The sequence below is a fragment of the Paraeggerthella sp. genome (assembly GCF_048427265.1).
In the GTDB taxonomy this organism is placed as follows: Bacteria; Actinomycetota; Coriobacteriia; order Coriobacteriales; family Eggerthellaceae; genus Paraeggerthella; species Paraeggerthella hominis.
Genome location: NZ_DBFOSR010000041.1, coordinates 1 through 10,411, shown reverse-complemented (window position 1 = coordinate 10,411; position 10,411 = coordinate 1). Strand labels below are relative to the sequence as shown.

Here is a 10,411-nt window from a genome sequence, read left to right as displayed (position 1 = left end):
CGGGCCGTCGACTTGACCGAGGATTTCAAACTGGTGGTAGAGCTTCCCGACATGGCGCGAGCGCTTCGCCCTGGCTTTACCCCAGCACGGCGCCGATGGCCCCGCGAGCGCGCTCCACGGCGCAGTCGAGCTCGTCTTCGGTGATGGTCAGCGCTGGGTTGAAGTACACGACGTTGCCCAGGGGCCGCAGCATCAGGCCGCGATCGAGCGCTTGGCGGTAGATCCGGTACCCCATGCGATCGCGCGGGTCGAAACCCTCCTTGGTGTCGCGATCAACTACCAGCTCAAGCGCGTGGATCATCCCCAAGCGACGGATCTCTCCCACATGGGGGTGTTCGCCGAACGCCTCGGTCAGCCGCCTTTGCAGATGGTCCGCCCTGACAGCGGCCTGCTCGAGCACGCGATCCTCGCGCATGATGCGTTGCACCGCCAAAGCCGCCGCTGCCGCGATGGGGTTTCCGGCGTAGGTGTGGCTGTGCATGAACGCCTTGCCTTCGGAGTAGTCGGCGTAGAAGGCTCGGTAGATGTCGTCGGTCACGGCCGTTACCGCCATGGGAAGAAAACCCCCGGTCAGGTTCTTGGAGGTGCACAGCATGTCGGGGGAGGCGCTTGCCTGGTCGAAGGCGAACATGGTGCCGGTGCGACCGAAGCCGGTGGCCACTTCGTCGGCGATGAGGTGCACGTTGTGCCGGTCGCACAGCGCTCGCAGCTTTTCCAAGTACAGCGGCGGGTACATGCGCATCCCGGCGCTTCCCTGCAGAAGCGGCTCGACGATGACGGCGCACGTTTCGTGCCCGTGCCGCTCGAACTGTTGCTCGGCATGTTCGAAGCAGGCGCAGCTGCACGTGTCGCGCGTGCAGCCGTACGCGCAGCGGTAGCAGTCGGGCGCTTCGATGACGTGCGACCGGTGCATGAGCGGCGCGTACATGCCCGCGTACGTGGCATCGGCGCATACGGACAGCGCGCCCAGGGTTTCGCCGTGGTATCCCTCGGAGAAGCACATGAACCGTTGCTTTTCCGGGTGGCCCGTTTGCAGGTGGTACTGGAAGCTCATCTTGAGGGCGCACTCCACCGATGTGGAACCGTTGTCCGAGAAGCAGAACTTGTCCAGCCCTTCCGGCATGATGGCGGCCAGCTCTTCGGCAAGCTGAATGATGCCCTCGTGGGAGAAGTTGGCGAACAGCACGTGGTCAAGCTTCTTCGCCTGCCGGGCGACGGCTTCGGCGATGGCGGGATTGCAATGCCCCAGCGTGTTGCACCACCACGAGCTGATGATGTCGATGTAGTCCTTCCCCTCGATGTCGAAGAGGCGCACGCCTTCTCCGCGCTCGATGATGATGGGAGGGAAGTCCTCGTAGTCTTTCATTTGGGAGCAGGGGTGCCAGATGTGCGCGAGGTCGCGCTCTTGCCAAGTTGCCATGCGGATTCCTTTCCGGGGTCGGTGCGGGCGGGGTGCGCCGCGCGATCTGCCGCGCGCGACGGCGGGTCAGTTGAACAGGCTTGCCAGATAGTGAGCGCTGCAGTCGAGATCCTGCGCGCCTGGCGGGATGCAAGCGATCGTGGGAATCCCGGTCAACTCGCGCGCCATCAGCCGGTTGTCTTCGTGCAGGGGGTTACCGGCTTCGTAGTTGTTGAGCAGGATGCCGTGGCAAGCGATGCCGCGTTGGGCAAGGTAGAGGGTTGTGGTGGCAAGGGCGTTCAGCGTGCCCAGTCCTGCGTCGGCGACCACGACGGTTCCCAGGCCCAGCTTCAGCACCACGTCCTCCAGCATGAGGCGGCGCTTGCCGTCCCAGCGCAGCGGGCAGACGATGCCGCCGCTTCCCTCCACCAGCACCAGCTCGTGCCGGGTGCGAGCGCGGTCGTAGTCGCGTTGGACGACGTCCAGGTCAACGGGGTTTCCCTCCAGCCGCGCAGCAAGATGGGGCGATACCGCCGTTCGGTACGTGTAGGAGACCAAGCGCTCGTGGGGCTCGTCCAACCCGGCAACTCGGGCGACGTACGAGGCATCGCTCGAGATAGCCCCCTGGTCGTCCGTTTCGATGCCGCTGATGGCGGCTTTGTAGTAACCGGCGTCGTATCCCGCTTCGCGTAGCTGCTTCAAAATGAGGGCGCTCACGTAGGTTTTGCCGACGTCGGTTCCGGTCGCGGTGACGAACAGGCCGCGCGATGTCGTATCCATGCAGTTCCTCGTCTCTGGTTGAAGGTTGCTCGACGCGCGCGGGGCGGTGCGCTCCGGGGTGCGTCAGATGATGGGGGCGGGCACGAAGAACCCGGCGGAAGCGGCCATCGCCCGATCGGAAAGGACGGTGAACCCGCCCGTGGTCAGCATGTCCCCCGATATGAGGGCGTTCGCGCCCGCGCTCAGGCAGTCGCGACCCGCTTCACTCAAGAGCGCGCGCCCGCCGGCAAGCCGCAGCGACGTGCCGGGCATGGCGAACCGGAACAGCGCCACCGTGCGCAGCACCTCGTCGTGCCCGAGCGGCGGCATGTTTGCCAGCGGCGTGCCGGGAATGGGGTTCAGCACGTTGATGGGCACGGAGTCGGGGCCGATCGCGCGCAGTTCGAGCGCCAGGTCGATGCGGTCGGCCCGGCTTTCCCCCAGCCCGATGATGCCGCCGCTGCACACTTCCAGCCCGGCGTCGCGCGCGGCTTGTATCGCGTGCAGCTTGTCATCGTAGCCGTGCGACGTGCATATATGGGGAAAGAACGCGCGCGAGGTTTCCAGGTTGTTGTGCACGCGCTCAAGCCCGGCTTGCGCCAGCATGGCGAAATCTTCCTGCGAAAGCAGGCCGAGCGAGGCGCACACGGAAACGCCTGTCGCGCGTTTGACGGCGGCTATGGCGCTTGCAGCCTGCTCGATTTCGTGCGGGGACAGCTTTTGGCCGGATGCGACGAGCGAGAACCTTTGCACGCCGGCTTCGACGTCGCGCTTCGCCTGGTCCACGATGGCGTCCACGCTTTGGAAGGGGTACTCCTGAACGGAGGCGTTCCAGTGGGCCGATTGGGCACAGTACGCGCAGTTCTCCGGGCAGCGTCCGCTTTTGGCGTTGACGATGCTGCACAGGTCGAAGTCGTCGCCGCAACGCGCTTGGCGGATGCGGTTCGCGGCCGCGGCAAGGTCGGTCAGCGGCTCGGCGGCAAGCGCCATCAAATCGTCGCGGCTGAGGTCGCCGCCTTCGACGGCGATGCGTTCGCATCGGGCGATGGGGTTGCGGTCGAAGGCGCTCATGCGCGGCCCTGCTTTTTGCTTGTCAGGGGCAGCAGGCGCTTGGCAAGCGCGGCGCTGGCGAAGCACAGCGCGATGTCGCCCGGCACGGCAAGCACGAAGCAGTACAGCACAAGGGGCCCGAGCGCGATGGGGGCTCCTATGACGAAGTTGCTGATCAGGTAGAAGTAGACCATGCCGATCAGGTAGACCACGCCCAGCCCGGCGAAGCATGCGGCAAGCAAGCGCTTCATGGAGGGCCGCGGCGTCGCCCACGCGATGCGCGCCGTGAGGTACGTGCCCGCGCAAAAGCCGATCAGGTAGCCGAAGCTCGGCTGTGCCAGATACCCGATGCCTCCGCCGGACGCGAAGATGGGCAGGCCGATCAGTCCGAGCGCAACGTAAGCCGCCACGCTCAGCGTTCCCCAGCGCGGGCCGAGCAACAGGCCGGCCATGGTGGTGAACAGGAATTGCAAGGTGAACGGCACCACGGGAACCGGCACCTTCACGAAGGCTCCTACCGCGATGAAGGCGCAGAACAGCGCGCACAGCACAAGCGACCGCGTGCGGGCTTTCGTGTTGTTCGCCAGGCTCGGGCGGGTTGATGCTTCGGCTGCTTGCTTAGGCATGGGCGGTGCTCACTTCCCCGTACGGGAGCTCCAGGCGCGTTTTGTCCGGAAGCTCTACCACCAGTTTGAAATCCTCGGTCAAGTCGACGGCCCGCGCGCGCACGCGCGACTCGTCGCGCGTGATCACGATGGGCTCGCCCAGCAGAAAGCAGCGGCGGCGATACTCGTCGTAGAACGAACGGTCGGGTAGATGCCGGTACAAGCCCCAGAACCGATCGAGCACTTCCGCCACCAGCCGGTTGCGCAGGGCTTTTTCGTCGGCATCGCAGACGGATCCCGCAATGTCGCCAAGGGGGGCGGGAAATCCTTCCGCGGGCGGCTTCACGTTCACTCCGATGCCCAGCACGGCATGGTCGAAGCAGCCCGACTCCATGTCCACGGCGCCTTCCGTCAGGATGCCGGCCACCTTCTTTCCGTTGCAGTAGATGTCGTTCACCCATTTGATGGAAGCCTGCTTGCCCGCTACGTGCTCGATCGCCTGGGCGCAAGCAACCGCCGCGGCCGTGGTCAGGTACTGGGCGCGATCGGCTTGCAGGGCGGGCCGCAGCACGATGCTCAGGTAGATACCGGTTGCGGTGGGGGAGAAGAACTCCTTGCCCCGCCGTCCTTTTCCCGCTGTCTGCCCCTCGGCCACCACGACGGTTCCTTCGGGCGCGCCCTCGATTGCGCGGCGGCGCGCCTCGTCGTTCGTCGAGTCCACAAGCTTGCGGACGATCAGGTTGAACGGGTGGTCTCGGGGCAGGAATCGCTCTATGCCTTGGGGCGAGAGCAGGTCGTTTTCCTGCGAGAGGGCGTAGCCCTTGTTCGTGACGGCGTCTATTTCGTAGCCTTCCGCACGCAGGGCGTTGGCCGCCTTCCATACGGCGTTGCGGCTGACGCCGATGGCCTCGGCAAGCTTCTTTCCCGACACGTACCGTTCTCGATTGCTTTCCAGCAGGCAGAGCAGCTGCTCTTTGGTTCCCATCGACCCTCCGTTTGTTCGCTCGGTATGCGCATGGTAGGGGAGGCGCGGTCGTCGTGTCAACGAATTCCGGTGCTTGCGGGTGACAATGCGGCCGGGACGAAGCGAACGCTTCCTGTGCGGCACGGGTGCGCGCGGGGTTGTACCGCATGCTTGAGCGGCGCGCGGGGCTTGCCGCACGCTTGGTTTTTCGATGACGTCGCCCGACGCTCCCTACCGCGCCGGTTGCCTTTCCGTGCGCGAAGCCATAGAATATCGTTATTGAACAAACTGTTCATTATTGATCGAGTTGTTTAAAAGGAGTGCCTCCATGGCAGAAACGCGTGGCGACGCCTCGGCGTCCTCCTGCGAAGACAGGCGCATTACGCGGTCGAAGAAGGCCCTGCGGGACGCGATCGTCGCGCTTATGGAAGAGCGTGATTTCGACGACATCACGGTAAACGACCTGTGCGAGCGAGCCGATCTGAACCGCGGCACGTTCTACAACCATTTTCGGGACAAAGACGATTTGCTGGCTACCCTCGAAAACGAGGTCATAGCCGATCTGGACCATTTCCAAGAGCAGATGCAAGACCTTACGGTTCCTTACCTTTGGACGCACAAGACCAAGAAGCGGCCGCTGCCCCTGCTGGTGGAACTGTACGATTACCTGCGCGAACAGGGTGACTTCCTGCACGCCGTCCTGGGTCCCGGCGGCGATGTGCGCTTTGCGCCGCGCCTGCGGGACTCGGTTTGCACGAACCTGATCCAATCTATCCTGCACGAACGCTACCGCAACGATCCCGAGCCGTTTGTGCGGTACTACGTGGCGTTTTTCGCGTCGGCGTACATGGGCGTCATCATGCGCTGGATCGAGACGGGCATGCAGGAAAGCTCGGAGGACATGGCGCTGATCGCCGTTCGGCTGTTCTTCATCAAGCCGGGCGAATCGATTGTATTGTAGGTGGAAACGATGAACCGAAACGACGAAACAACCCCTTCGAAGGAGAACGTCATGGTGAACGAGACCATGCTGAAGAGCGCACTGCGCATCGGCATCGACGTGGGCTCGACTACGGTGAAGCTGGCTATCCTGGACGAGGCGAACGACGTCAAATTCTCCGTCTACCGCCGTCACCACGCCGACGTGCGGGCTACGATCATCGAGGTTTTGAGCGAGGCCGCAGCTGATTTCGGGAACGAGCGCATGACCATCGCCATCACCGGGTCGGGCGGTTTGCTGCTGGCCCAATGGCTGGGAATCGAATTCGTGCAGGAGGTTATCGCGTCCAAGACCGCGGTGGAAACCTTCATTCCCGAAACCGACGTGGCCATCGAGCTGGGCGGCGAGGATGCGAAGATCATCTACTTCGATCAGGGCATCGAGCAGCGCATGAACGGCACGTGCGCCGGCGGTACCGGTGCGTTCATCGACCAGATGGCCGCCTTGCTCAACACCGACGCCGGCGGTTTGAACGAACTGGCTCGCAACCACACGACCATCTATCCCATTGCAAGCCGTTGCGGCGTGTTCGCGAAGACCGACGTCCAGCCCCTGCTGAACGAAGGCGCGCGCAAGGAGGACATCGCCGCGTCCATCTTCCAGTCCGTGGTCACGCAGACCATCAGCGGCTTGGCGTGCGGGCGTCCCATTCGCGGACACGTGGCGTTTCTGGGCGGCCCCCTGCAGTACCTTCCCGAGCTGCGCAAGCGGTTCTACGAAACGCTCGACCTGGACGACCAGCACATCATCGTGCCTGAAAACGCGCACCTGTTCGTGGCGGGAGGCTGCGCCATTGCCGGCGCGGCAAGCGACACCGTGAAGGCCGAGCTGCTGGCCGACGTGCTCGATCGCCTGAAAAATCTTGGCGATATGCAGGGGTCCGAGGTGGTGCGCCTGGACCCGCTGTTCGCCGACGAGTCCGCATACCGCGAGTTCAAGCGCCGCCACGATGCCGAGGTGGTGCGTCGCGGCCAGCTTATGGCCTACGACGGCACGGCCTATCTGGGCATCGATGCAGGATCGACCACGTTCAAGGCAGTTCTGATCGGGGAAGACGGCGCGCTTCTGTGGTCGCATTACGCCAGCAACAAGGGCGACGTGCTGGGGTGCGCTCGCGCGGCGCTTTCCAACCTGTACAACGACATGCCGGTGGACGCCGAAACGGGCGAGCCGCTGGTGCGCATCGGCCACGCCACGGTGACCGGTTACGGCGAGCACTTGCTGCTGGAGGCGTTGCGCCTCGACTCGGGCGAGATCGAAACGGTGGCGCACCTGAGGGGCGCTCAGGAGATGCTGCCGGGCGTGGAGTTCATCCTGGACATCGGCGGGCAGGACATGAAGTGCCTGCGCGTGAAGGACGGCGTCATCGACCACATCATGCTCAACGAGGCGTGCAGCTCGGGCTGCGGCAGCTTCATCGAAAGCTTCGCTACGGGCTTGAACTTGAGCGTGTCGGAGTTCGCGCAGGCTGCCGTGGAGGCGAAACGACCCGTTGATCTGGGAAGCCGCTGTACGGTATTCATGAACAGCCGCGTGAAGCAGGCGCAGAAGGAAGGCGCCACCGTCGGCGACATCGCGGCGGGCTTGGCAATTTCCGTCATCAAGAACGCGCTGTTCAAGGTCATTAAAATCCGCGACCCGCACGACGTGGGTTCGAAGGTCATCGTGCAGGGCGGCACGTTCCTCAACGATGCCGTGCTGCGCGCGTTCGAGCAGTTGTCCGAAGTCAACGCGGTGCGTCCCGACATTGCGGGCAACATGGGTGCGTTCGGCGCGGCTCTGCTTGCGCGCGACCGGTACCAGGAGGCGATGGCCGAGCGCGAGCGCAGGGGTCAGGCGGCTGCGGCGTGGAGCTCGGCCGACGACGAGGCGCTTGCGCCTGCTGCGCTGGAATCGACCATGCTCACGCTCGAGCAGCTTTCTGCGCTTTCCCCCACGCATAAAACCGTGCGCTGCAAGGCGTGCTCGAACCACTGCCTGCTGACCGTCAACGACTTCGGCGTAGACGAGCGCACGGGCAAGCGCCGTCGCTTCATCACGGGCAATCGCTGCGAGAAGGGTGCCGGGACGTTCGACGAAAGCAAAAACGTGCCGAACCTGTACGAGTACAAGTCGAATCGCCTGTTCGGTTACGAGCCGCTTTCCGCCGAAACGGCCACGCGCGGTTCGGTGGGCATCCCGCGCGCGCTCAACATGTACGAGAACTATCCCTTCTGGTTCACGTTCTTCACCGAACTGGGATTCCAGGTGGTCTTGAGCGATCCTTCCACGAAGAAGACCTACGAATCGGGCATTGAGTCCATGCCGTCGGAGAGCGTGTGCTACCCGGCCAAGATGTCGCACGGTCACATCATGAACCTGCTGGACAAGCGTCCCGACTTCATCTGGTTCCCGTGCTCGAAGTGGGAGCGCCAGGAGGACCAAGGTGCGGGCAACCACTTCAATTGCCCGATCGTTGCCAGCTATTCGGAGGCATTGCGTCTCAATGTGGACGATCTGCGCACGTCTGGGGTGCCGTTCCTCAATCCGTGGCTGCCCTATGATCAGAAGGAACATCTGAAGAAGCGCCTGTTCGTGGAGCTGGTCGAAACCCATCCCGAGCTCATGGGCACGGCGGGTGCGCCCACGCAGGCCGAGGTGGACGCGGCGGTGGAGGCCGCTTGGGCCGAAGACGAGGCGTTCAAGCGCGACATTCGCGCGAAGGGCGAGGAGACGCTTGCGTGGATGGAGCAGACGGGCACGCACGGCATCGTGCTGGCAGGGCGCCCGTACCATAACGACCCGGAGATCAACCATGCCATTCCCGAACTGTTGACCAGTTTCGGCTTGGCAGTGCTGACCGAAGATTCGATTGCCCACCTGGGGCAGCTCGAACGCCCGATTCGCCTGGTCGATCAGTGGATGTACCACACGCGCCTGTACGCTGCCGCCAAGGTTGCCACCGAGCGAACCGACCTCGATCTTATCCAGCTGAACAGCTTCGGCTGCGGTTTGGACGCGCTCACCACCGATCAGGTGCAGGAGATCCTGGAACGTGCGGGCAAGGTGTACACCGTGCTCAAGATCGACGAGGTGTCGAACCTGGGCGCCGCGCGTATCCGCGTGCGCAGCTTGCTGGCCGCGCTCAAGGACCAAGCCGAAGAGCGCGCCGACGCCCTGCGCAAGCCGCGCCCCTGCCCGGTGGGCATCACCGTGCCCGAGAGCTTTTCGGAGAAGGCCTCGCCCGAGGTCATCGCCAGCTTCAAGCAGCGCGAAGGCGCGACGACCGAATTCCCCCGCGCCGTGTTCACGCAGGAGATGAAGGATGCGGGCTACACCATCCTGGCGCCTCAGATGGCTCCTATCCACTTCGACCTGCTGGTGGAGGTGTTCCGCAAGGAGGGCTACAACTTCGAGCTGCTTCCCTCGGTGGATCACGGCGCGGTGGATGCGGGCCTCAAGTACGTGAACAACGACATTTGCTATCCGTCCATTCTGGTTACGGGCCAGATCATGGAGGCGGTCATGTCCGGGCGCTACGACACGGACAAACTTGCCATCGTCATCACCCAAACCGGCGGCGGCTGCCGTGCCACGAACTACATCTCGCTTATCCGCAAGGCGCTTGCATCCGTGGGCTTGCCGCATGTGCCCGTGATCGCGCTTTCGTTCAAGGATTTGGGCGAGGACAACCCCGGCTTCAAGGTGACGCCGAAGATGCTGCTTCAAGCCACGTACGCCGTGCTGTACGGCGACCTGCTTATGACGGCTCTGTATCGCACGCGTCCGTACGAGGTGGAGCCGGGCAGCGCGAACCGCCTGTTCGATCACTGGATGGCCGAGTGCAAGGGCCAGCTGAAGCGCGGCCTCAAGCGCAGCGAGTTCAAGCGCGCGGCCCGGCGCATCGTGGAGGATTTCGACACGCTTCCCTTGCAGGGCGAGGGAACGAAGCCGCGCGTCGGTGTGGTGGGCGAGATTTTGGTGAAGTTCCATCCGACGGCGAACAACCAGGTCATCGACGTGATCGAGCGCGAGGGATGCGAAGCGGTCGTGCCCGGCTTGGTCGAGTTCTTCCTGTTCGGCATAGCGGGGTCGATCTTCCAGAAAGACCCGCTGGGACGCAGCGCGAAAAGCGCGCTCGGCGGCAGGATCGGCCTTGCCTTCATCGACAAGTTCCGTGCTCCGGTGACGAAGGCGCTGCGCGATTCGAGCCGCTTCGAGCCGCCTGCGAACATCTACGAGCTGGCCGAGTACGCAAGCGAGATCCTCAGCCTGTGCAACTCGATGGGCGAGGGGTGGCTGCTCACCGCCGAGATGGTGGAGCTTATCAAGACGGGCGCGCCGAACGTGGTGTGCGCGCAGCCGTTCGCCTGCCTGCCGAACCACGTGGTGGGTCGCGCCGTCATCAAGGAGCTGCGCCGCCGCTATCCCGAAAGCAACATCGTTGCCGTGGACTACGATCCGGGCGCGTCCGAGGTGAACCAGCTCAACCGCATCAAGCTCATGATCAGCGTGGCGAAAGCCAACCTGGTCGAGAAGGAGCAGCAAGCGCGCGCGAGTCGCGACGAGTTCGTGGGATCGACCTGCCCGTGCGCTTCGTGCGAGCGAGCCGGTGCGCTTGAGATCGAAACGGAAAAGGCGTAGGGCCGACCGAC

The 10,411-nt window shown here is 64.0% G+C and carries 7 protein-coding genes; 2 read left to right on the top strand and 5 right to left on the bottom strand.

The genetic code is table 11. From position 1 onward, the window contains the following. Positions 1-76: 76 nt before the first annotated feature. The 5 genes from bioA to ACMNI9_RS04325 form a co-directional block, all read right to left on the bottom strand. Positions 77-1,420: an adenosylmethionine--8-amino-7-oxononanoate transaminase gene (gene bioA / locus ACMNI9_RS04345; protein WP_216528999.1), complete on the bottom strand. Its 1,344-nt coding sequence runs from the start codon at positions 1,418-1,420 to the stop codon at positions 77-79. A 66-nt stretch (positions 1,421-1,486) separates the two neighbouring features. Next, positions 1,487-2,179 carry a dethiobiotin synthase gene (bioD, locus tag ACMNI9_RS04340; protein ID WP_216529000.1) on the bottom strand — a complete coding sequence of 231 codons (693 nt, stop codon included), beginning with the start codon at positions 2,177-2,179 and terminating at the stop codon, positions 1,487-1,489. 63 nt (positions 2,180-2,242) lie between these two features. After that, entirely contained in the window at positions 2,243-3,229 is a 987-nt protein-coding gene (gene bioB, locus ACMNI9_RS04335) for a biotin synthase BioB (protein ID WP_418831000.1), read from the bottom strand. After that, complete coding sequence (locus tag ACMNI9_RS04330) at positions 3,226-3,834, bottom strand: biotin transporter BioY (protein WP_418830999.1); 609 nt, start codon at positions 3,832-3,834, stop codon at positions 3,226-3,228. Before ACMNI9_RS04330 ends, bioB begins: the two co-directional genes overlap by 4 nt. Then, the gene (locus tag ACMNI9_RS04325) at positions 3,827-4,798 is read right to left on the bottom strand and encodes a biotin--[acetyl-CoA-carboxylase] ligase (RefSeq protein WP_418830997.1); all 972 of its coding nucleotides are present in this window, start codon (positions 4,796-4,798) and stop codon (positions 3,827-3,829) included. The genes ACMNI9_RS04330 and ACMNI9_RS04325 overlap by 8 nt, the downstream gene beginning before the upstream one ends. A gap of 307 nt (positions 4,799-5,105) precedes the next feature. Here ACMNI9_RS04325 and ACMNI9_RS04320 point away from each other — a divergent pair, with 307 nt between their 5' ends. Continuing rightward, a complete protein-coding gene (locus ACMNI9_RS04320; protein WP_114566470.1) occupies positions 5,106-5,738 on the top strand; it encodes a TetR/AcrR family transcriptional regulator in 633 nt (210 codons plus the stop codon). 66 nt (positions 5,739-5,804) lie between these two features. Continuing rightward, positions 5,805-10,400, top strand: a complete 4,596-nt coding sequence (locus tag ACMNI9_RS04315) for an acyl-CoA dehydratase activase-related protein (protein ID WP_418831001.1) — start codon at positions 5,805-5,807, stop codon at positions 10,398-10,400. The last annotated feature ends 11 nt before the right edge of the window (positions 10,401-10,411 follow it).